This window comes from Blautia caccae, assembly GCF_040095955.1.
Taxonomy (GTDB): domain Bacteria; phylum Bacillota; class Clostridia; order Lachnospirales; family Lachnospiraceae; genus Blautia; species Blautia celeris.
In genome coordinates this window covers 266,967-289,311 of sequence record NZ_JBBMFP010000005.1, presented here as the reverse complement: position 1 = coordinate 289,311, position 22,345 = coordinate 266,967, and the positions used below count along the sequence as shown (strand labels likewise).

Annotated in this window: 22 protein-coding genes and 3 pseudogenes; 8 read left to right on the top strand and 17 right to left on the bottom strand. The window is 48.0% G+C overall.

The window, feature by feature from the left end; translation table 11 throughout:
• Positions 1 to 166: 166 nt before the first annotated feature.
• Together WMO65_RS07990 and WMO65_RS07985 are read right to left on the bottom strand one after the other, a co-directional pair.
• Positions 167 to 1,595 (bottom strand): annotated as a pseudogene (locus WMO65_RS07990) (IS1182 family transposase).
• Positions 1,596 to 1,741: 146 nt separating this feature from the next.
• The gene (locus WMO65_RS07985) at positions 1,742 to 1,897 is read right to left on the bottom strand and encodes a hypothetical protein (RefSeq protein WP_158587307.1); all 156 of its coding nucleotides are present in this window, start codon (positions 1,895 to 1,897) and stop codon (positions 1,742 to 1,744) included.
• Positions 1,898 to 2,129: 232 nt separating this feature from the next.
• Between WMO65_RS07985 and WMO65_RS07980 the strand changes: the two are divergent.
• Together WMO65_RS07980 and WMO65_RS07975 are read left to right on the top strand one after the other, a co-directional pair.
• Positions 2,130 to 2,222, top strand: a pseudogene (locus WMO65_RS07980) (Uma2 family endonuclease); the annotation flags it as partial.
• Positions 2,223 to 2,285: 63 nt separating this feature from the next.
• On the top strand, positions 2,286 to 3,779 hold the full coding sequence (locus tag WMO65_RS07975; RefSeq protein ID WP_103731179.1) for a recombinase family protein: 1,494 nt from the start codon (positions 2,286 to 2,288) through the stop codon (positions 3,777 to 3,779).
• On the opposite strand, the gene WMO65_RS07970 is transcribed toward WMO65_RS07975, so the two are convergent.
• Positions 3,774 to 3,914, bottom strand: a complete 141-nt coding sequence (locus WMO65_RS07970) for a DUF6783 domain-containing protein (protein WP_306800705.1) — start codon at positions 3,912 to 3,914, stop codon at positions 3,774 to 3,776. The genes WMO65_RS07975 and WMO65_RS07970 overlap by 6 nt on opposite strands.
• Between WMO65_RS07970 and WMO65_RS26530 the strand changes: the two genes are divergently transcribed.
• Both WMO65_RS26530 and WMO65_RS07965 read left to right on the top strand, forming a co-directional pair.
• Positions 3,864 to 4,001 carry a DUF6783 domain-containing protein gene (locus WMO65_RS26530; RefSeq protein WP_317430407.1) on the top strand — a complete coding sequence of 46 codons (138 nt, stop codon included), beginning with the start codon at positions 3,864 to 3,866 and terminating at the stop codon, positions 3,999 to 4,001. The two genes, WMO65_RS07970 and WMO65_RS26530, sit on opposite strands and share 51 nt — an antisense overlap.
• Positions 3,946 to 4,335 (top strand): annotated as a pseudogene (locus WMO65_RS07965) (peptidoglycan-binding domain-containing protein); the annotation flags it as partial. The gene WMO65_RS26530 and the pseudogene WMO65_RS07965, both read left to right, overlap by 56 nt.
• A gap of 66 nt (positions 4,336 to 4,401) precedes the next feature.
• Here the strand turns inward: WMO65_RS07965 and rseP are convergent.
• The 9 genes from rseP to WMO65_RS07920 all read right to left on the bottom strand — a co-directional run bounded on the left by rseP (position 4,402) and on the right by WMO65_RS07920 (position 12,728).
• The gene (gene rseP / locus WMO65_RS07960; protein WP_305145664.1) at positions 4,402 to 5,718 is read right to left on the bottom strand and encodes an RIP metalloprotease RseP; all 1,317 of its coding nucleotides are present in this window, start codon (positions 5,716 to 5,718) and stop codon (positions 4,402 to 4,404) included.
• Positions 5,702 to 6,844, bottom strand: a complete 1,143-nt coding sequence (gene dxr, locus WMO65_RS07955) for a 1-deoxy-D-xylulose-5-phosphate reductoisomerase (protein WP_148392908.1) — start codon at positions 6,842 to 6,844, stop codon at positions 5,702 to 5,704. The genes rseP and dxr overlap by 17 nt, the downstream gene beginning before the upstream one ends.
• Before the next feature lie 16 nt (positions 6,845 to 6,860).
• Complete coding sequence (locus WMO65_RS07950) at positions 6,861 to 7,670, bottom strand: phosphatidate cytidylyltransferase (RefSeq protein WP_033143420.1); 810 nt, start codon at positions 7,668 to 7,670, stop codon at positions 6,861 to 6,863.
• Position 7,671: 1 nt separating this feature from the next.
• Entirely contained in the window at positions 7,672 to 8,379 is a 708-nt protein-coding gene (gene uppS, locus WMO65_RS07945) for an undecaprenyl pyrophosphate synthase (RefSeq protein WP_103731173.1), read from the bottom strand.
• A gap of 69 nt (positions 8,380 to 8,448) precedes the next feature.
• Positions 8,449 to 9,006, bottom strand: a complete 558-nt coding sequence (gene frr / locus WMO65_RS07940; protein ID WP_033143422.1) for a ribosome recycling factor — start codon at positions 9,004 to 9,006, stop codon at positions 8,449 to 8,451.
• A gap of 18 nt (positions 9,007 to 9,024) precedes the next feature.
• On the bottom strand, positions 9,025 to 9,720 hold the full coding sequence (gene pyrH / locus WMO65_RS07935) for a UMP kinase (RefSeq protein ID WP_033143423.1): 696 nt from the start codon (positions 9,718 to 9,720) through the stop codon (positions 9,025 to 9,027).
• A 16-nt stretch (positions 9,721 to 9,736) separates the two neighbouring features.
• Positions 9,737 to 10,090: an Hpt domain-containing protein gene (locus tag WMO65_RS07930; protein ID WP_033143424.1), complete on the bottom strand. Its 354-nt coding sequence runs from the start codon at positions 10,088 to 10,090 to the stop codon at positions 9,737 to 9,739.
• 154 nt (positions 10,091 to 10,244) lie between these two features.
• Positions 10,245 to 11,612, bottom strand: coding sequence for a sodium-dependent transporter (locus WMO65_RS07925; RefSeq protein WP_033143425.1), 1,368 nt, complete (start codon positions 11,610 to 11,612; stop codon positions 10,245 to 10,247).
• A gap of 90 nt (positions 11,613 to 11,702) precedes the next feature.
• Positions 11,703 to 12,728, bottom strand: a complete 1,026-nt coding sequence (locus WMO65_RS07920) for a nucleoid-associated protein (protein WP_033143426.1) — start codon at positions 12,726 to 12,728, stop codon at positions 11,703 to 11,705.
• Positions 12,729 to 12,966: 238 nt separating this feature from the next.
• Here WMO65_RS07920 and carB point away from each other — a divergent pair, with 238 nt between their 5' ends.
• Positions 12,967 to 16,188, top strand: a complete 3,222-nt coding sequence (gene carB / locus WMO65_RS07915) for a carbamoyl-phosphate synthase large subunit (RefSeq protein WP_349063957.1) — start codon at positions 12,967 to 12,969, stop codon at positions 16,186 to 16,188.
• A gap of 15 nt (positions 16,189 to 16,203) precedes the next feature.
• On the top strand, positions 16,204 to 17,148 hold the full coding sequence (locus tag WMO65_RS07910; protein WP_103731174.1) for a DMT family transporter: 945 nt from the start codon (positions 16,204 to 16,206) through the stop codon (positions 17,146 to 17,148).
• A 37-nt stretch (positions 17,149 to 17,185) separates the two neighbouring features.
• Here the strand turns inward: WMO65_RS07910 and WMO65_RS07905 are convergent, their stop codons facing one another.
• Positions 17,186 to 17,767, bottom strand: coding sequence for a cyclase family protein (locus tag WMO65_RS07905; protein ID WP_158587308.1), 582 nt, complete (start codon positions 17,765 to 17,767; stop codon positions 17,186 to 17,188).
• Between the two features lie 27 nt (positions 17,768 to 17,794).
• Positions 17,795 to 18,448, bottom strand: a complete 654-nt coding sequence (locus WMO65_RS07900; protein ID WP_103731176.1) for an HAD-IA family hydrolase — start codon at positions 18,446 to 18,448, stop codon at positions 17,795 to 17,797.
• Positions 18,449 to 18,635: 187 nt separating this feature from the next.
• Here WMO65_RS07900 and WMO65_RS07895 point away from each other — a divergent pair, with 187 nt between their 5' ends.
• Positions 18,636 to 19,994 carry an MATE family efflux transporter gene (locus WMO65_RS07895; protein WP_033143430.1) on the top strand — a complete coding sequence of 453 codons (1,359 nt, stop codon included), beginning with the start codon at positions 18,636 to 18,638 and terminating at the stop codon, positions 19,992 to 19,994.
• Positions 19,995 to 20,049: 55 nt separating this feature from the next.
• Here WMO65_RS07895 and yaaA read toward each other — a convergent pair whose 3' ends face one another.
• Positions 20,050 to 20,790, bottom strand: coding sequence for a peroxide stress protein YaaA (gene yaaA, locus WMO65_RS07890; protein ID WP_054352413.1), 741 nt, complete (start codon positions 20,788 to 20,790; stop codon positions 20,050 to 20,052).
• A gap of 104 nt (positions 20,791 to 20,894) precedes the next feature.
• On the opposite strand from yaaA, the gene WMO65_RS07885 reads away from it, so the two are divergent.
• Positions 20,895 to 21,569: an HAD family hydrolase gene (locus WMO65_RS07885; RefSeq protein ID WP_033143432.1), complete on the top strand. Its 675-nt coding sequence runs from the start codon at positions 20,895 to 20,897 to the stop codon at positions 21,567 to 21,569.
• Here WMO65_RS07885 and WMO65_RS07880 read toward each other — a convergent pair.
• Together WMO65_RS07880 and WMO65_RS07875 are read right to left on the bottom strand one after the other, a co-directional pair.
• On the bottom strand, positions 21,523 to 21,825 hold the full coding sequence (locus WMO65_RS07880) for a cysteine-rich small domain-containing protein (protein WP_033143504.1): 303 nt from the start codon (positions 21,823 to 21,825) through the stop codon (positions 21,523 to 21,525). The two genes, WMO65_RS07885 and WMO65_RS07880, sit on opposite strands and share 47 nt — an antisense overlap.
• Before the next feature lie 72 nt (positions 21,826 to 21,897).
• A complete protein-coding gene (locus WMO65_RS07875; protein ID WP_033143433.1) occupies positions 21,898 to 22,320 on the bottom strand; it encodes a bacteriohemerythrin in 423 nt (140 codons plus the stop codon).
• Positions 22,321 to 22,345: the final 25 nt, after the last annotated feature.

Genomic DNA, 22,345 nt, shown 5'->3' with positions numbered 1-22,345 from the left:
TCCTGAATGTCTTCAGCTGTCTGAATATCGTATTCTTCCAAAAGCTGATGGATAATGCTGCGCTTTCCTTCCGTCATATGTACTCTGTGTACTGGTTTCTTTTGTCTTGCCATAATAAAAGGCCCTCCTATGATTTTTATTTTATCATAGAAGAATCTTATAAATCCTATTTTACAGAAAAAGTTTCACACTCTCTAAATTTTATGCTGGAACAGAAAAATTGCAATGATGAAGAGCGGTATTTCGCTCCCCATTTTATCCGCCATTTCCAAATTGCCAGTTTCTTTAGATTCATGCAGCCAAATAAGAGGTTAAGCTCCATTTTGATCTTAGCCAGACCTCTGTACTGAGTGTATCTCATTCCGTGTTTTTCCTTTGCATCTGCAAAGACTCTCTCTATGGTTTCCTTGCGTTGTTTGTATCGTTCTTTCATTCCGATTGTATGACGGATTTCTTCGACCTGCTCCATGTAGTTTTCCCATACATGACGCGTAATTACTTTTACGGAATCTTTACTGTTTGTGCAACGATCCCGGTGAGGACAGCTTTGGCAAATAAGCCAGTCACTTTTATACTCCCGATATCCTTCACGGTTTGTTGTCGTGTAATGAAGCACTTTGTGATCCGGGCATAGATAGCAGTCAAAGAATTCATCGTATACAAAATCATATTTTTTGAAAAATAGCTTGAGTCATAGGCCTTTTGTACGGCATGACCGGAGTCTTTCCATCTTTTATCAGCTGGCGGGCGATTGACGGTATCTTATATCCTGCATCCATTACGTAGTATATCCCATATTTCCAATTCTGCCTTAATCGTCGGTATAAATGCCAGAACGACACACTGTCATGGACATTCCCCGCAGTCACTTCAAAATCCAAAACATAATTATTCTTGTCACAACAGGTGTTGGCAGCATAGGCAAAGACCTGCTTATGCTCACCTTTATGGAACCAGCCGCTGTCAGGGTCAGTGGTGCTGACCTTCTGTGTGATCATTTCCGGTTCCTTTTCTTTTTCTTTCAGTGGCTTCTTTCCGTGTTCCTGACGATCCCTTTTGATTTCTTCCTGCAGTTCCTTCTCATAACTGCGTGCTTCTTTTCGGATAACCTCATTTTGATATTTATGAGAATTGGCACTGGCTTTGATGTGAGTGCCGTCAATAAACAAGCTTTCTGTATCAAGAAAACCATTTGCTGCAACCTCGGACAGTATCTTTGAGAAGATTTTCTCAAACAAATCCGTGTCTTTGAAACGTCTGGAATAGTTTTTGCCAAAGGTGGAGAAATGAGGGATTTCCTCATGCATTCCATAGCCCAGATACCACCTGTAAGCAAAATTTACTTCAATTTCACGAATTGTTTTGCGCATGGAAGGGATTCCGAAAATGTACTGGATCATGGCAATTTTAATCAATACAACCGGATCGATACTTTCACGTCCAAAATCACTGTATAAATCTTTCACTTCCTCATATATAAAACTCATGTCAATAGCTTCATCCAGCTTCCGTACCAGATGGTTTCTAGGTACAAGATCCTCCAGACTTGCGATTTCCATCTGTGTTCTTTCTGCGTTATCTTTTTTCCCCATCATAAAGAAAAACCTGCCTTTCCTGATGATCCTATTATACCATCTGGAAAGGGCAGGTTAAACTGAAAATAGACAACCGCCTCCAAAAAGAGGGTGATTGTCTACAGTCTGAAAGGTGCCAGTAATGGCACCTTTATACAAGAGGGCTCTTAACAAATCTTCTTTGGTGATTTAACCTCCTGATATCCTATTGCATTTGCCGCTCTCCTGTTCCAAAATTCTGCAAGGCATTTCCTCTCTTCTTCCGTAAGTTCTTTTATATCTACTTCTTTGTCGTTAATTATTACAATATTTCTATATGTCATAATCAACACTCCCCTATTTCTTTTATTCAATGGTATGACCTATGGGTTGTACAACTTGCATACCGTTATTCATCATGCCGTTTTAGTATCCTTGATATACAGACAAACAGCTGAAGAATTTTTTATTAAGATATGATATAAATAAAGGTAATAAATAATAATATCTCCTGATATATTTTAAAATGAAAGGAGCTATCTTTATGCCATTATTTAAAGAAAAGAGTTATACTCATTTGCAGTCAATTTGACTGCAGATGATAAAACTTACGTTGAGCCGGATATCAGCATTATCTGTGACAAAAACAGACTCACAGACAAGGGCTGCAGCTACAGTATAAAGTTCGGGGCGTTTTACATAAAACATTGAGGGTGATTACATTTGAAAGAAATGAATGATAAAAAGATAAGCCAGGCAAAATTTGGAGCTGCATATATAAGAGTATCAACACATATGCAGGATGAGCTGTCTCCAGACGCGCAAAAAAGGCTAATTATGGATCATGCAAAAACCGATGGTGTTATAATTTCAAATGACTATGTATTCGTTGAGAAAGGAATCTCTGGAAAAAAGGCGGATAAACGGCCGGAATTTTTACGAATGATTTCTTTGGCTAAGCAAAAGCCTGCACCTTTCAAAGTGATTTATGTATGGAAATTTTCTCGATTTGCCCGAAACCAGGAAGAGTCTATACTTTATAAATCTTTACTTAGAAAGCAATGCAATATAGAAGTTATTAGTGTTTCAGAACCTATCATAGAAGGCCCTTTTGGCAGCCTGATTGAAAGAATTATAGAATGGATGGACGAATATTATTCTATTCGCCTTTCCGGGGAAGTTTCACGTGGAATGATGGAAAAAGCGCTTCGAGGAGGATACCAAGCTCGACCTCCTCTCGGATATAAAATAGATAGAAAAGGAGAGCCTCCTGTTATAGTTCCTGAAGAAGCTGAAGTTGTTAAAATGATTTTTAACAAGTATGTTAATGCAGGAATGGGATTATTCGAGATTGCTCGTGCCCTAAACGCATTAGGTTATAAAACAAGTCATAATAAACCCTTTGAGCGACGCAGCATAGAATATATTTTACAAAATCCTACTTATTGCGGTATGATCCGCTGGAATCGCACCGTAAATGAAACTAATGAAATTCGGCCAAAAGAAGAGTGGGTTATTACTAAAGGATATCACGAGGCTATAATAAGCGAAGAATTATTCAATAAAGCCCAAGAACGATATAACACCACCTATAAGCCCAAGGGAAAAAGACCGACATCCAGTTACCGCCATTGGTTGAGTGGGCTATTAAAATGCCCCGTCTGTGGCCGAACTATGGTTTGTAAAAATCACTACAAAAAGAATGGAACGGTTGATACTTTTTACTATTCCTGTTATGGATATTCAAAAGGAAAATGTCTATCAAGCCTTACTTTGAGCACCCACAAAATAGAACCTGTCTTTTTCGAGGCACTCAAAGATGCAACACGTAGTAAAAATTTATATTTTGAAATCAAAAGAAAATCGAACCAAAATCACAGTGAAGCAGATATTTTAAAAAAGCTGTATGATAAAGTAGATATGAAAGAAAAGCGAATCAAAACTGCCTATCAAAATGGCATTGATAGTTTAGAAGAATACCGCGAAAACAAGCTGTTGCTTCAAAAAGAGCGCGAGAGTATTGCGCAAAAAATAGCCGAGCTTGATCAACCGGATTCCAAAGACTACACTCCTTTAATGAAAGAACTGATAAAAACCACATATGATATCGTCACATCTTCTAATTTTACCATAGAGCAAAAAAGTACATCTTTACAATCAATCATATCAAAAATAGTATATAATAGAGACAACGACAGCCTAGATATACAGTATTACTATTCATAGATAAATTTGAAGCCGCCTTGCAGACTGAAAATTTATTCTGCGTGAAACATAAAGGCATTTAGCGTAGCGGGCTACGCTGACTGAATAGGGGGCAAATATGCCGCAGAGTGGGGCGTACAGATTGTCGGAATGCATTTTCAAACACGCTCTAGGGGCTATTGCAATTTGGATGACACAGTGGGGGTCCAAGTATCTGGGCGACCAGGGCTACACCGCCATTGAGATCCTCCGGAATTTCTACGGTGACAACATGTATATCAATACGGCTGAGGAGATTGCCGGCATCCCCATCTCATGGCCGGGAAGCAATCTGGATATCGGCAGCTCCGGCGACAAGGTGGAGCAGCTACAGGAACAGCTAAATGCCATCCGCCAGGGCTATCCCGCACTGCCGGCCGTAACCGTGGACGGCATCTACGGGGAGGGCACACAGCGGGCTGTACGGGATTTTCAGCGGATCTTCAGCCTGCCTGTCACGGGCATTGTGGATTATCCCACCTGGTACAAAATACAGGAGATCTACGTGGGCGTCACAAGAATCGCGGAACTTGTATAACCATCACCAAAAAATCCGGAAAGGCCGGGTACAGATTCTTTGTACCCAACCCTCCCGGATTTTCTTTTACAGCCTCTTGATATCATTAAACAGGACAAACACCATGAGCAGCATCAAAAGAACAAACCCCGCAAAGTGTATCATACCCTCCACATTCCGGTTCACCTCTTTGCCGCGTATGGCCTCTATGATGAGGAATACCAGACGACCTCCGTCCAGTGCCGGAATGGGCAGCAGGTTCATAACGCCCAGATTGGCAGACAGAAGGATCACCCAGTAGAGCATCTGCATGCTCAATATCACGCTGCCCTCGGATTTTGCCTCCTGGACAGAATCTCCGATGGCGTCCACAATCCCCACCGGGCCGGACAGGTCATTTACGGAAAATGTCCCCTTGATGAGAAGTCCCAGGCTCTGAACCGTACTGGTGATCCAGTAGCGGACCTCCACGGCGCTGTATTTGAGCACGCCTAAAAATCCGGTCTTCTCTCTGTACAGGTTATAGTCAAACCCGCTGCTGACCACAGTCCGCATCTGAGGTTTTGCCGTAACTTCCCGCTCCTTGCCGTTACGCTCCACTGTCAGAGTGATCTCATCCCCGGTGAGCGGATGCGCCTCCATATAATCCTGAAGCTCTTTTCCGTCTGTGATCTTCGTGCCCGCAATGCCTGTGATCACATCCCCGGCCTGCAGACCTGCTTTCATCATGGGACTGTCAATATAGATCTCCATGATCTGCGCAGGCCCTTCACTGCTGTAGGTAAATCCCAGCATCTTCTTCTCTATGCTGTCAGCAGTAAAGGAAATGTCCTCTGTCTTCCCTTCCCGCTTCACTTTCATATCAATGGTTTTATCCTGATACCCGTGCAGTGTCTGGTAAAGACTCAAATCCCTGCCTATGGAAATATGCTTTCCGTTGAATTCCGTGATCAGGTCGCCTTCCTTAAGTCCCGCCGCTTCCGCCGCGGACCCTTCCTGCACAACGGTCACTCTGGCCGGGTCATACCCCACCACGCTGGTGATGATCATGGCGCAGACAAAGGCCATGATAAAGTTAAACACAGGACCTGCCGCCACCACGGAGATTCTGGCCCACACAGAGGCATTGTTAAAGGAACCTGCGCTGTCGTCATCGTCATCCTCACCTACCATCAGGCAGGAACCGCCGATGGGAAACAGCTTCAGGGAATATCTGGTGCCGCCCTTCTCTGTGGAAATCAGCCTCGGTCCCATACCCAGTGAAAATTCCGTCACCGCAATGCCGTTCCTCTTTGCCAGCAGAAAATGTCCCAGCTCATGAAAAATAACGATCAGGGAAAAGATAATAACTGCAATCAAAATATTTATAATACCGGAAAAACTCAATCTACCACCTGCCTTCAATCCATCTGTAAGTCTCCTGTTCGATGCCTGTAATTTCATCTACGTCCGGATTCTCAATCACTTTATGTCTTTCCATAGCTTCTTCAATTATTGAATAAATATCCAGGAAACCGATTTTTCTGTTCAAAAACATACCTACTGCCTTTTCATTTGCAGCGTTGAATACCGTGGGCATGGAACCACCCCTTTTGGATGCCTCCATAGCCAGCGGCAGCCCTTTAAAGGTGTCCATATCCGGCTCCTCAAAAGTGATAGATCCAAGTGCCGCAAAATCCAGACGCTCTCCGGGAAGAAAACGTCTCTCGCCCCCATACAGGGCATACTGAATGGGAAGCCGCATATCCGGAGTTCCAAGCTGGGCAATGATGCCCCCGTCCACAAACTCCACCATGGAGTGAATGACACTCTGAGGCTGCACCACAACCTGTATCCGGTCCAGATCCATATGGAACAGCCACTTTGCCTCCATAACCTCCAGTCCCTTGTTCACCAGGGTAGCGGAGTCAATGGTAATCTTCTGCCCCATGGCCCAGTTGGGATGCTTCAGAGCGTCCTCCACACGGATATTCGTAAGCTCCTCCCGCTTCTTTCCCCGGAAAGGCCCGCCGGAAGCTGTGATCAGCAGTTTGTGGATCCTGGAAGGGTCCTCCCCGTTCAGAGCCTGGAAGATGGCACTGTGTTCACTGTCCACAGGCAGGATACGCACACCGTACTCTTTGGCAAGGGGCATGATAATATGCCCGGCTGTCACCAGTGTCTCCTTATTGGCAAGAGCAATATCCTTACCGGCCCGGATACCCTCCACAGTAGGGCGGATGCCGATCATGCCCACAATGGCTGTGACCAGTATATCCGACTCCGGCATGGCAGCCAGGGCGAGAAGCCCTTCCATGCCTCCTGTCACCGTACAATCCGTATCTGCGACCCTTTTTCTTAGCTCAGCCGCCTTTTTTTCATCCCCCACAGCCGCCAGCTTTGGATGAAAGCGCCGAATCTGTTCTTCCAGCATCCGGATATTGCTGCCTGCGGCAATTCCCACCACCTGCAGGTCATCATTTCTCCCCACCACATCCAAAGTCTGTGTGCCGATGGAACCTGTGGAACCTAATATCGCAATTTTCTTCATATCATCACAACCTCATTTACAGCAGTACATTTGCCAGGAAATAGATGAACGGTGCCGTAAATATGACACTGTCAAAACGGTCCAGAATACCGCCGTGGCCCGGGATCAGTCTGCCGTAATCCTTTATCTCTTTGTTTCTCTTGATCGCGGATGCCGCCAGATCTCCAACCATGGAGATCAATGCACCCACCGCGCAGATCAGGGCATACATAAGGGCCGTATGGCCGGAAGCAGGGTTCCATTTTGCAATCACCACTGCATACAGGGCGCCCAGAAGCGCGGCCCCCACAACGCCGCCCACACCGCCTTCCACGGATTTTTTCGGGCTTAACACAGGCGCCATTTTGTGCTTGCCGATGAGCATTCCCACACAGTAGGCACAGGTATCGCTGCCCCAGGAGCTTATAAAGATAAGGCCCACAAGCCATGCACCGCCTTCCAGATTCCTGGTTTTATAGATATAAGAAAGCATGACAGCCACGTAAATAACACCGAACATGGCAGCCATGATCTGGTCTGCATGGTATTTTGGGTATGTAAACACATACACGGACATAATGAGGACCAATGCAAATAAAATGGCAATAAGGGAAAATTCTTCCCTGTCCAGCAGAAGGGTCAGGTAGTAAACCATGGCCCCCGCATACCCCATGATCTCCAGGCTGCCGGCCTGATTTTCATGTACTCTCATGGCTTTGTACAGTTCCTGCATACCGATGAGGGAGATGGCAGCCAGCGTGGCAAAGAGCACGATTCCTCCCGGAATAATGGTGGCAAGGGCAATGATGACCAGCACAATTCCGCTTAACAGCCTTGTCTTGAACATGTTACTCCTCCTTCACGCCGCCGTATCTGCGGTCTCTCTGATTAAATTTCCAAATGGCCTTTTCAAACTCAGCCTTGTTAAAATCCGGCCATGCCACATCGGTAAAATAAAACTCCGTGTAGGCAAGCTGCCACATGAGAAAGTTGGAAAGGCGCTCCTCCCCGCTGGTACGGATCAACAGGTCAGGGTCCGGAAGTCCCTTGGTATCCAGATATCCGGATATGGTATCCTCTGTGATCTGCGCAGGGTCCAGCACGCCTTTTTTCACATCCCCGGCAAGATCCTGCACCGCTCTTTTGATCTCATCCCTGCTGCCGTAATTCAGCGCGATCTGGAAATGCAGCTCATCAAACTGGCTGGAATACTCCTCCAGTTCTCTGATCCTTGCCTGCAGGTCCTCGTCAAAGACAGAGGGCTCCCCGATCACGCGGACGCGCATCTTATTGTCCCTTGCGATTTTCAGGCATTTTTTCATATAATTGCGGAACAGCTTCATCAGGCCGTCCACTTCATCTTTGGAACGTTTCCAGTTTTCAGTGGAAAAGGCATAGACCGTGAGATATTTTACCCCCAGCCCCTTGGCTATGGAGCATATTTTTTCCAGGTTCTCGCAGCCTTTCACATGCCCGTATGTCCTCGGCATTCCTTTGGCTTTGGCCCAGCGGCCGTTTCCGTCCAGAATGATTGCCACATGATTTGGAATCACCATGTTTTTCTCCTCCTACGCGTAAAAGAGGCACAATACCTTTTTCTTGTATGTGCCCCTCTTGATTATAAATTATACGGTTAAGATTTCTTTGGATTTCTCTTCCACTGTCTTATCAATGTTCTTGCCGAACTTATCTGTCAGTTTCTGGATCACATCTTCCAGCTCCTTGATCTCATCCTCAGATACATCCTGTTTTGCCAGTTTTTTGAATGCCTCATTGGCATCGCGGCGGATATTGCGGATAGCTACCTTGGCAGCCTCCCCTTTCTTCTTCACGTCTTTCACCAGCTCTTTTCTGCGCTCCTCAGTGAGCTCAGGCAGCACCAGACGAATCGATTTGCCGTCATTATTGGGGTTGATCCCCAAGTCAGATGTCAGGATCGCTTTCTGGATGTCTTTGATCAGAGAAGCCTCCCATGGCTGGATCTGAATCATTCTGGGTTCCGGAACGGTTACATTTGCCACCTGCTGCAGAGGTGTAGGTGCTCCATAATAGTCTACGGTGATTTTATCCAGAATATGCGGATTTGCACGTCCGGCACGGATGGTTCCCAGTTCTTTTACCAGGGCATCCATGGTCTTGTTCATCTTGTCTTCATATTTTGCGATTCTCTCATCAGTTGCCATACTCGTTTTCCTCCCAGATTATACTAATACTTTTGTTCCCGTGAATTTACCGTGCGCGGTATTCACAATACTGTCTTTCTCATTCAGCCCGAACACCAGCATGGGCATCTTATTTTCCATACAGAGGATGGAGGCGGTCATATCCACAACAGCCAGCTTTTTGTCAATGACTTCCTGGATGCTCACCTCATCATACTTCTTGGCATCCGGATTGCTCTTGGGATCACTGTCATACACGCCGTCCACTGCTTTTGCCAGGAAAATCATATCCGCTTCAATCTCCACTGCGCGCAGTACCGTTGCCGTATCCGTTGAGAAATAAGGATGGCCGGTGCCGCCTGCCATAAAGACTACCATGCCGCGGTCGAAATATTTATTGACACGGTCCTTGGAAAATAATTTTGTAAAGGAGCCGCATTCAAACGGGGTCAGGACGCTGGTTCTCATGCCTGCTGTGCGGAAGATCTCAGATACATAGATACAGTTCATGACTGTGGCAAGCATTCCGATCTGGTCAGCTTTGGTCCTGTCAATATTCTCACTGGTACGGCCTCTCCAGAAATTGCCGCCGCCGATGACAATACCCACCTGGATTCCCTCGTCCACCAGAACTTTTACCTGGCGGGCAACCTCCATGACTGTCGCCTCATCAAAACCTGTCTTCTTTGGACCTGCCAGTGCTTCTCCGCTCAGTTTCAGTAAAATTCTCTTCATCTGTTATTCCTCTTCATTATTCATTTTCTGTAATGATCTTTATTATCTGGTCATACTGCTTTTTGATTTCATCCATATCCTCCCGGGAGGGAAGTTCACCTCTTCTGCCCTTCTCCACCGCAGGCTGCATCTCATCATAAAGGCAGCTAAGCCCCAAATTGCCGGATACTCCCTTCATGGTATGGGCAGCTTTAAAAAACTCTTCCGCATCTCCCTGCGCAAAGGCCTTCTGCATCTCCCCAAAGGTGGTATCCTCCGGAAATTTTCTTAAAAACTTCATGCACAGCATTTCATTGTTCATAAAACGCTCCAGTGTGCCGTCCATGTCACACCCCGCTTCACGCAGTTTTGTCAGCATTACATGTTCCATATACATTCTCCTTATACCGGAAAATATGCTTCCCCGGCACAGCATCCGCTGTTTCGGCAGTTACCTGTCAGACACGCTTCGCCATAAACGGTAACTTAGATTTTCATTCTATCCCTAGTATACCTGTAAAATTTACTGATTTCAAGGGAATTTTCTATAAACTCTGAAACAGACTCCAATATCCCTGCACGAAGATATAAAGGACAATGACAGGCAGGATAAATGTGAGATAAACCTTTATTTTTCTGGGGAAAGAGATGCCTTCCCCCGTGTTGGCTTCCTTCAGGAAATTTTCCCATCCCCAGCCGTATCTTGTCACACAGAACAAAAGATACACAAGGGAACCCAGAGGAAGCAGGTTGTTGCTCACCAGGAAATCCTCAAATCCCATGATATCCTTGCCCAGAATGGTAAAGTCACTTAATATGGTCATACCGAAAATACAGGGCAGGGACAATAGAAATATGGCAATACCGTTTATGAGCGCTGCCTTTTTCACGCTCCAGTTCCACAGATCCTGCGCAAAGGATATGATATTCTGGAACACGGCGATAATGGTAGAAAGCGCGGCAAAGGACATGAACAGGAAGAACAGCGCTCCCCAGAACCTTCCGCCCTTCATGGCATTAAACACATTGGGCAGGGTCACGAACACAAGACCCGGGCCCTCTCCCGGATTAACGTTGAAAGCGGAGCATGCCGGGAAAATGATAAGCCCTGCAATGAGCGCCACCATGGTATCCAGGATCGTAATGCTGACAGCCTCCCCGGTGAGCTTATGTTCCTTGCCTATATAGCTTCCGAAAATAGCCAGGGCGCCGATTCCAAGGCTCAGGGTAAAGAACGCCTGTCCCATGGCCGCAAAGATAACCTCCTGGATCTTATACTCGGAGAGCTTGCCGAAATCCGGCAGCAGATAGAATTTCAGTCCCTCAGACGCACCCTCCAGCGTACAGGAGCGCACAGCCAGAAGCACCATCAGCGCCAGCAGCACCACCATCATGATCTTGGTGATCTTTTCCACACCCTTCTGCAGACCCATGGAGCACACTGCGAAACCGATGACTACGATCAGGACCATCCAGAAGATCATCTGGGTCATGTCCGTGGAAAGGCTTCCGAATGCCGCACTGACTCCTTCCGTGTCAAGGCCCGTAAAGTCGCCTTTCACCATTTTAACAAAATAAGCCAGCATCCAGCCGCCGATGGTGGTGTAGAACATCATCAGCAGATAATTGCCTGCCATACCGAAATATCGGTAGATATGCCATTTACTGCCCTTCTTTTCCAGTACATTGAAGGACGTGGCAATACTCTTCTGGCTGGCTCTGCCAACTGCAAATTCCATGACCATGATCGGCAGCCCCAGAACGATCAGAAAGAACAGATAGATCAGAACGAACGCCGCACCGCCGTACTTTCCCGTTATGTAGGGAAAACGCCATACATTTCCAAGACCGATGGCACAACCTGCAGATATCAGGATAAAGCCCAGTCTGGAAGAAAATTTTTCTCTTTCCATTTCCTCAACCTCATTATTTTTTTATCCCGGATTTTTTCTCCTCCGGCTGAAATATTGTATCACAATGTCTGATAAAACGCCACAATTTTATTAACGACTCTCAATGCTCCCGATGTTTTTTATGAGAACGGATATGGTTCCGTCCGGATTGGTGATAAATTCCACTTTATCCTTATTATTGTACTCCTCCATGGGGATTTTAAGCTCAATTCCCGTGTCGGTGAGCAGGTGTTGTTTTGTGAACTTTTTGGTGGTGGTGGGATTCTGTGGTTCCACCCGGGTCTCGGCCAGATTGTATTTCTCCAGCTTCTCCTGCACCTCCTCCTTCATCTGGGGATGCTCCTTAAAGATCTTCTCTATAACCACAGGCACATCCAGTGCCCCTTCACTTGAGAGCTCCTGATTGATGATGCTCTTGGTCTCCATCTGCACCTCAAACTGCTCGGACTCATTGTAATACTTTTTCTGTACATCCGTCACCGCTTTATTCACAATGGAAAGCCGCGTCTTGGCAGACAGGGAGCCCTGACATTTTAAAAACAGTTTTGAGAAATAATTGGTCTTTACGCCGTTCACATCATACTTTTTCTCCACCAGGCGCACATACTTAGGTGCTCCCAGGTCAAGCAGGGCCGCCTCAGAAAGCTTCTGTGTCTCTCCCGGCAGGATGGCCTTCTGCATGATAATGTCATTGTTGTTGCCCCAGGGGTCCGCACTTGTCATATGGGTGTAGGATGTGCGGTAATTCATTTTTAAAAGTGCCAGATATTTATGACGGTCCACCTGATATTCCGCCACCAGAAGGTCCGCGGGCGGAATCTCAATATTCTGGTTCATGATGGTGAAAAGCTCCTGGGCTGTTTTCTTGGAAATCTCAACAAAATTCTCAGAGTCATATTCTTCCATGTACTTGTAAATAGTGGACTCCTCCTCGGAAAAGCTGCAGCTTCGTATCTCGTCACTTGTGTCGATCCTGAATATATGGGCTTTCAGAAAATCCGCAAAATCAGAACCGTAATCAAGTACCTTGTCGGACAGTACCGGCATGCCCACTGTGGAATCCAGAATATGTACTATGACCTGTCCGATATGGATTTCTTCCTTATCTGCTATCATGTGTGTTTCACTCCTGTTCTTCTGTTCTTTGCCTGCCTTTGGGCGATAGGATTCCCCTTCCTTATGCAGGTTACCTGAAGAGTATACCGCAAACCGCAAATTTTATCTACTTTTTTCGACCTATTTACTCTTGCGGCAAAATATATGACTATGCTATAATTGTCCCTGACCGAAGGCGTGATATACAGGCCTTCTATTATCATGTTTCTATAGCATAAAGAAAAAATGGAGGATAGCTATGCCAAAGAGAAATGACATTCACAAAATTCTGATTATCGGTTCCGGACCTATCATCATCGGACAGGCATGCGAATTTGACTACTCCGGAACACAGGCATGTAAAGCATTGAAAAGCCTGGGTTACGAGATCGTACTGGTCAATTCCAACCCGGCAACCATTATGACAGACCCGGCAACAGCTGACGTCACTTACATTGAACCGCTGAACGTAGACCGGCTCACAGAGATCATAGAAAAAGAAAGACCGGACGCCCTGCTCCCAAACCTGGGCGGACAGTCAGGACTGAACCTCTGCGAAGAGCTGTACAACGCAGGTGTTTTAGAAAAATATAAGGTAGAAGTCATCGGCGTTCAGGTTGACGCCATCAACCGCGGCGAAGACCGTATCGCTTTCAAACAAGCCATGAACGAACTGGGCATTGAGATGGCTAAGAGCGCACCGGCTTACACCGTTGAGGAGGCAGTGAAGATTGCATCCGAGCTTGGATATCCCTGTGTCATCCGTCCTGCCTACACCATGGGCGGTACCGGCGGCGGTATTGTATATAATGAGGAAGAGCTCAGAAAAGTGGCAGCCCGCGGTATTGCGGCATCCATGGTGAACCAGATTCTCATTGAAGAGTCTGTTATCGGATGGGAAGAGCTGGAAGTGGAAGTTGTCCGCGATGCAACAGGCAAAAAAATCTCCATTTGTTTCATAGAAAATATTGATCCCATGGGTGTACATACAGGTGATTCCTTCTGTTCCGCTCCTATGCTGACGATTTCCCAGGAGGTACAGGACCGTCTGGAAAAACAGGCACACGCCATTGTGGAATCCATCGGTGTCATCGGCGGAACCAACGTACAGTTTGCCCATGATCCCAAGACAGACCGTATCATCATCATTGAGATCAATCCGAGAACCTCCCGCTCCTCAGCGCTGGCCTCCAAGGCGACCGGATTCCCCATTGCCTATGTGTCCGCACTGCTGGCTGCAGGACTCACACTGGCAGAGATTCCTTATTATAAGGGAGGCTCCCTGGCAGACTACAAGCCCTCCGGCGATTATGTGGTTGTGAAATTCGCGCGCTGGGCCTTTGAGAAATTCAAAAAAGCAGAGGACAAGCTGGGCACACAGATGAAAGCTGTGGGTGAGGTTATGTCCATCGGCAAGAACTATAAGGAAGCCCTCCAGAAAGCTATCCGTTCCCTGGAAAAAGGCCGCTACGGTCTGGGATTCGCCAAGGATTTTCATGAGCTTACTCTGGATGAGCTGTATGTGAAACTGGCAGAGCCTACCAGCGAGAGACAGTTTATCATCTACGAAGCTATCCGCAAGGGCGCTCCGCTTGCCAAACTGCATGAGATGACACGCATCAAAATGTGGTTCCTGGAACAGATGAAAGAGCTGGTTGACCTGGAAGAAAAGATTCTGGCCTGCCGCGGCAGCAGCCTGCCCGATGAACTGCTGATTCAGGCTAAAAAGGACGGCTTCTCCGACAAATATCTGGCAGAGCTTCTGGACGTGGATGAATGGGAACTGTTCAGGAAAAGAGAAGCGCTGGGTATGAATGAGCGCTGGGATGCAGTTCCGGTAAGCGGTGTGGAAGAACCTGCTGCCTACTATTACTCCACCTACAACGGGGAGGACAAAGCACCCGTATCAGACGGACGAAAAGTCATGGTACTGGGCGGCGGTCCAAACAGGATCGGACAGGGTATTGAATTTGACTACTGCTGTGTACACGCTGCCTTTACCCTGAGAGACTTAGGCTTCGAGACCATCATGGTCAACTGCAACCCTGAGACCGTATCCACAGACTACGACACTTCCGACAAGCTGTACTTTGAGCCTCTGACCGTAGAAGATGTCATGTCTATCTATAATAAGGAAAAACCGCTGGGTGTCATTGTACAGTTCGGCGGCCAGACACCGCTCAACATCGCGGCGGAACTGGAGAGACGCGGCGCCCACATCCTGGGTACTTCCCCGGCTGTCATTGATATGGCTGAGGACCGTGACCTGTTCAATGCCATGATGAAGAAGCTGAATATCCCCATGCCGGAATCAGGAATGGCTGTCAATGTGGATGAGGCACTGGAAATCGCACACCGCATCGGCTATCCTATGATGGTTCGTCCTTCCTATGTACTGGGCGGCCGCGGAATGGAAGTGGTATATGATGACAATATGCTCCGTGACTACATGGCAGCAGCCATTGATGTGACACCGGAACGTCCCATCCTCATGGACAAATTCCTGCAGAACGCGCTGGAATGTGAGACAGATGCCATCTCTGACGGCTCCCACGCTTTTGTTCCTACCGTTATGCAGCACATTGAACAGGCCGGTGTCCACTCCGGAGACTCTGCCTGCGTGATTCCGTCTGTGGAGATCTCCGAGGAGAACAAAAAGCTCATCCGTGAGTACACCACAGCCATCGCCTGTGAGATGGGCGTTGTAGGTCTTATGAACATGCAGTATGCCATCTGCGAGGGAAAAGTTTACGTTCTGGAAGCCAATCCGCGTGCATCCCGTACTGTGCCTCTTGTTTCCAAGGTCTGCAACATCAACATGGCCAATATCGCCACAAAGCTCATGACATATGAACTGACAGGGGAACGCCCGGACGTGACATCCTTCTCCGAAAAGGCACATCCGTACTACGGTGTCAAGGAAGCTGTATTCCCGTTCAACATGTTCCCGGAAGTTGACCCTCTTCTGGGACCGGAAATGCGTTCCACAGGCGAGGTTCTGGGCCTGAGCGAGTCCTTCGGCCTGGCATACTACAAAGCCCAGGAGGCAGCAGGCGCCAAGCTTCCGCTGTCCGGCAACGCACTGGTAAGTGTCAACAAGGGAGACCGGGTTCAGGCTCTGGAGGTTGCAAAACAGCTTCAGGAGCTGGGCTTCACCATTGTATCCACAGAGGGCTGCGGACAGTATTTTACAGAAAACGGAGTTCCCTGCAAGATTCTCAAGAAGCTGCAGGAAGGCCGTCCCAACATCTACGATGCCATGGTAAACGGGGAAGTGGATCTGATCGTAAACTCTCCGGCCGGAAAACAGAGCAAATACGATGACTCCTACCTGAGAAAAACAGCGATCAATAAAAAAATACCTTACCTGACCACCATGTCTGCTGCCCTGGCAAGTGCCAAAGGCATCGCAGCAGTGATCCGTAAGGAACACGGCTCTTTGAAATCCCTGCAGGAGTACCATAAGAGCCTGGAACAGTAAGAAGGAGCTTTCTACATGACAGCAAAACAATCCAAGAATTTTCTGCTGCTGTTCACCGCCGCAGTTATCTGGGGAGTGGCTTTTGTGGCACAGAGCGTAGGCATGGACTATGTGGGTCCTTATACCTTTAATATGGTAAGGACCCTGCTGGGCGGCCTGGTCCTCATCCCCTGCATCTTCCTTCTGGGCAGAAAAAATGTCCGGAAGGACCATGACGGCAGCCGGTCCTCACAGACCTTTGACCGCCCCCGTGATCTATTCATAGGCGGCGGTCTCTGCGGCCTGATGCTTTTTATTTCCACCTCTCTTCAGCAGGTGGGCATTCAGTACACCACGGTGGGCAAGGCAGGATTTATCACAGCTTTGTATATCATCCTTGTGCCCATACTGGGAATCTTTCTGAAAAGGAAGCCCGGGCTGCGCATCTGGATCAGCGTGGTGATCGCGCTGGTGGGTCTGTATCTTCTGTGTATGACAGGAAGCTTTTCCCTGAGCAAAGGAGACTTTCTTATCTTGATCTGCTCCTTCTGTTTTTCCATCCACATTATGATCGTGGATCACTTTTCTGTGAAAGTCAGCGGAACCAAGCTGTCCTGCATCCAGTTTTTTATATCTGCCGCTCTGTCGGCAATTCCCATGTTTCTGCTGGAAACACCGCGCATGAGCAATATCCTGCAGGCATGGCTGCCCATTCTCTATGCGGGAATCCTCTCCTGCGGAGTGGCTTATACCTTCCAGATCATCGGGCAGAAGGGCTGTGATCCCACCATCGCTTCCCTGATCCTGAGCCTGGAATCTGTGGTATCGGTTCTGGCGGGATGGGTGATTCTCCACCAGAGTCTCTCTGCCAAGGAGATCACCGGCTGTGTACTTATGTTTGCTGCCATCATCCTTGCCCAGGTCAACCCAAAAAAGCAGGGCGCAGGGGCAGAATCCCTTAACGGGGAAACCGTATCCTGAATATTTTAAAAGGTGCCGGCAATTGCCGACACCTTTTTTATATCTCGATCAGAACCGGACGCACCGGTGAGCCATCCAGATCCGCCATTTTCATTGGCTGGGCTGCCAGGAAATATTCCCCCTGCGGTACCTCCTTAAGCACAAGTCCCTCCACGATTACGATCTCTGCTCCCAAAAGTATTCTGTGTATCTCCTTCTGGGTCTCCGAATCTCCCACGGTCTGGTCCTCCACGCCGATCAGATCCAGCTCTGCCCGGGCGCACACAGCGGCAGCTTCCGGCGTCAGCAGAATATCCCCCTTCACCAGCAGCTTTTTTGTGCCGTCCGCCAGCATCCGTTCCATATCCTCCGCCTGTACTGTGCCTGCAGATTCCGCGACTCTGCACACTCCCATGCATTTTTCCAGTGGGATTTTGTCCACTCCGTGCTTTCCTGCACAGAAGTGCTTCGGCGCATCTAAGTGGGTGCCGTTATGGCTTCCCATGGTGAGCACGGTCAGATTACAGTCATCTCCCTTTTCTATCTCATAATAGGGTGTCTTTCCCGGCACCGGGTCCCCGGGATAAGCCGGGGTGGAGAACAGTTCTTTTCCTATATCGTACATTTTCTTTCCATTCATATCTGATTCCTCTTTTCTCTTGACCATTCAGCCATTCAGCAGGTACTCCTCCAGTTCCTTTACACTCCGGACAATCTTGTCTGCTCCCGCCTGTGAAAGTTCCTCATAGCTGCCGTATCCGTATGTGACTCCTATGCAGGCAACTTCAGCCTTAGCCGCGCCGTTTACATCCTGGTCCCTGTCCCCGATCATGACCGCTTCCCCTCTTCTGTCCCGGTATCCCAGTCTCTCAAGGATAATTTCGATCACATCCGCCTTGGACATTTTCATCTTCTCCGGGTCGCTTCCCACGATTTCATGGAAATACTCTGAAAGCTCAAAGTGTTCCAGGATGCGTTTTACCATGCCGTCCGGCTTAGAGGATGCCACGCCCAGTATAAATCCTCTGGCTCTCAGCGTCTCCAGCATCTCCCTGACGCCGTCATAGGGACTGTTTTCAAACAGGCCGGTCACATTGTACCGTTCCCGGTAGAAACGGACAGCCTGCACCGCCTCCTCCTCTGACATGCCGCAGTATCGCATAAACTGCTCCAGAAGCGGAGGGCCCACAAACACCTCCAGCGCCTTCAAATCCTCCGCCTCTCTCCCCATCTTATGCAGGGCGTACTGAACGGACTTGGTTATCCCTTCCCCGGATGCGGTCAGTGTGCCGTCCAGGTCAAATAGCAATACTCGATACATGGCTTCTCTCTCCCTTATATAAATTCACATTATTTTTTCCATTATAGACAAAAACCCTCTTAAAAACAAGAACAAGTCAAAATATTATAGATTTTTCACCAATTATTGTATGACATTTCCGGGAAAATCTATTATACTAGAGGATAGACTGCAAAAATACTATTTGGATCAGGAGAGGTTCTACATAATGGAAATCGCTGCAACAAGACAATCCACCTTTTACAAAGATATGTTCCGGCTGGCACTGCCCATTGTCATCCAGAATCTGATCACCACCGCGGTAAGCTCCGCTGATGTGATCATGCTGGGCTGGGTCAGCCAGACCGCCCTGTCTGCCGGTTCCCTGGCAAGCCAGATCATGTTCATCCTGAATCTGGTCTACTCCGGCATAGCATCCGGTGTCATCATGCTGGCTGCACAATACTGGGGCAAACAGGATACTGAGACCATTGAGCGGATCATGGGAATCGGCATGCGCCTGTCGATCCTCATATCCTCCCTGTTCTTTGTACTGGCCTGTTTCTTCCCCAGACTGCTCATGGTGATCTTCACCTCTGACCAGGAGCTGATCACCGCAGGTATCCCCTATCTCAGGATCGTGGGTATCTCTTACCTGTTCATGAGCATCTCACAGGTCTATCTGTGCACCATGCGCTCCATAGAGCGGGTGATCTTCGCCACAGCCACCAATGCATCTGCGCTGGGGCTGAATATTGTTCTGAATGCTGTTTTTATTTTCGGACTGTTCGGGCTTCCCAAAATGGGCATTGTGGGAGTCGCTATGGCAACCACCATTGCAAGGGGCGTGGAGCTTGCCATCTGTCTGCTGGATGCCTGCCGTTTTAAGACCATACGGTTCCGGCCAAAAACCATTATTGAGCGCCACAAGCTGCTGTTTCAGGATTTTATACGCTACTCCCTGCCGGCCTTCGGAAATGAGGTCTCCTGGGGTGTGGCCTTCTCCATGTACTCTGTGATCATGGGACACCTGGGAAGTGACATGGTGGCCGCCAACGCCGTGGTGATCGTAGCCAGGAATCTGGGCACAGTGGTATGCTTCGGCCTTGCCAACGCAGGCGCCATCCTTCTGGGCAAATCCATTGGCGCCGGGTTTATGGACACGGTGAAGGAGGATTCCACACGGTTCTGCAAGATCACATTTTTAAGCGGAATCGCGGGGGGAATCATTATTTTCCTTCTGCGCCCCCTGTTTATGAACATGGCTGACCTGACCCCAACGGCGCAGGGATATCTGAGCACCATGCTCTATATCAATATGTACTATGTACTGGGACAGGCCATGAATACCACCGTGATCTGCGGTATCTTCCGCTCCGGCGGGGATTCCAGGTGGGGATTCCTCTGTGACTTTATTGATATGTGGCTGTTCGCTGTTCCCCTGGGCTTTATCAGCGCCTTCCTGCTGAAGCTTCCCCCTATGTGGGTCTATTTCCTCATCTGCCTGGATGAATTTGTGAAAATGCCCTTTATTTACCGGCATTACAAGAGCTACAAATGGCTGCAGAATATTACCAGGGATTTCTGACACGCAGTAACCCCCTTATCCCTTTGCCGGGATTCGGGGGCTTTCTTTTATCACATTATTTTAAAAAGACCAGCTCATTCTCTGTGGAACGGCCCTCGTCGTATCCATAAGACAAACCGCTAAACGCTTTGATCTCTTCCGGCTCCGTGATATTCTTTTCTGAGAGCCAGCGCACCATCTCACCCCTGGCCATCTTCGCCATAGTTCCCTTTACCTTCACCTTCCCGTCCAGAAGCTCTCCGAAGATACAGGTGACAAAGCGCGTTTCTCTGCCTGCGTATTTTTCTGCTGCCCTGCTGTATTCTTTTGAGGCCAGGTTCAGTATAAAATCCTCTCCTTTCGACAGCTCCCTGTAAATCCTGTCGCTCCAGAAGGCATACAGGTCTTTTGCATCCCCTGTCCTTAATTTTGCCTGCATTTCCAGGCGGTAAGGAATCACGCCATCCATGGGCTTCAGCACACCGTAAAGTCCTGACAGGATCCTCAGGTGCTCTTTTACATACGCCCACTGTCTCTCTGAAAACACCTGAGGTGCCATATACTGATACTGGATGCCCTCATAGGACAGCACAGCCGGTGTCAAATGCGTATCCAGCTCCAGCTCCTTTAGCCTCATAAAATTTTCTTCTGCAATTTTGTCATTGCACTGCCACAGCTTTTTCAGTTCCCCATACTCCATTTCCCGCAGTCTTCCTCTCAGGACCCGGGCATCCTTTAAAAAGACAGGCGTGGTGGTCTCAAAGGGTTCATCTGTATTTATATTCATTTTCTTAGCCGGTGAAATTATGATCTTCATATGTAATCGAATCTCCTCTCCCGAAAAGTTTAGCATATTCCCGGATTCTATGCTATAATGGATTTGCTTTTTTGTCTGAGAAAATTTTACAGGAGATATGGAAAATGAAAATAAACGCAGTGATTTTTGATATGGACGGTCTGATGTTCGACACAGAGCGCCTGATGAAGGCAGGCTGGGAAAAAGCCAGCCGGGAAATGGGCTTTACCCTGACAGAATACCATCTGAGCCAGATGCGGGGAGGCACAAGGGAACGAAGCAGCAAACTTTTTGAAAAGTGGTTTGACGGAGCTGTGGACTATGACCGGGGCCGTGCCATCCGGACACAGTATCAGAGAGAATATATAGAAAAGCATGGGGTTCCCCTCAAGAAAGGACTGATGGAGCTTCTTACATATCTGAAGGATCACAGGATCCCGGCTGCAGTTGCCACCTCCACTGCCAGAAGTGAGGCTTCCCGTTACTGGGACATGGCAGGTGTCACACCTTATATCACCGCCTCGGTCTGCGGAGATGAGGTGACAAAGGGAAAACCGGACCCGGAGATCTTTCTGACTGCCGCAGAAAAACTACAGACACCGCCCAAGCAGTGCCTGATTCTGGAGGACAGTCTAAACGGCATCCGTGCCGCCAAAGCCGCAGGTGCCTGGTCCTGTATGGTACCGGACCTGACACCTGCTGTGGATGAGATCCGTCCCTTTTGTGATCTCATATGTGAAGATTTGTCACGGGTCATTCCTTATCTGGATTCCTGCGGTTCTTCTTTGCAATCTCCATGATCTCATTGTATTTGCCTGTGATGTACCCAAAATTGTCCCGCTTGTGGGGAAGGCCGCATTTGCTGCAGTCTTTTATGCCCTCTTTTGTATAGCGGAAATTTCCGCCGCACTGGTCGCCCAGGGCATACAGAGGACAGTAGCAGAACAGGCAGTTGAAATTTTCCGGGTCATTTGTCTTATGGCAGGGGAAGTATTCGCAGTCCTTATGGCTGAAAAATGCGTACTGCTTTCCCTCCCAGTATTTTTCTTCGCTCATCATTCTTACCCTTTCTATAAATTTAACAGAAAAGGAGCGGGACAGCCTGAAGCCTCCCGCCCCCTATGTTTTTTACAGCCTCTCCGGATTGGAGCGCATAAATTTGTATTCAGCCACGGAGCGGTCAAATCCCTTGATATGGTCATATAACCAGTCCACAACATTTTTTTCCACCTGTTTTACAAAGTTCTCTGTGGGACCTTCCTCTTCCTCCAGCATCTCCTGGAGCTCTTTCACTGCCTGGCGGAATTCGTTATGTTTTTCCCTGTGCTTTTCCAGTCCCGGATATTCAATCTCCTCCTGGAGCTTTTCCTCTGCACTGAAATGAAATTCTGTGTAGTCAAGCAGGTAATCCAGCATCTTAACTGCCTTTACCTTCCCCTGTCCATCCTCACAGCTCTCCAGAAGCTGGTTGATCTTGCCGATCAGCTCCTTGTGCTGGGAATCGATCATGTCATTGCCGGTTACCAGTGTCTCATCAAATTCTGCTCTCATAAATCAATACCTCCTGTACAATTAT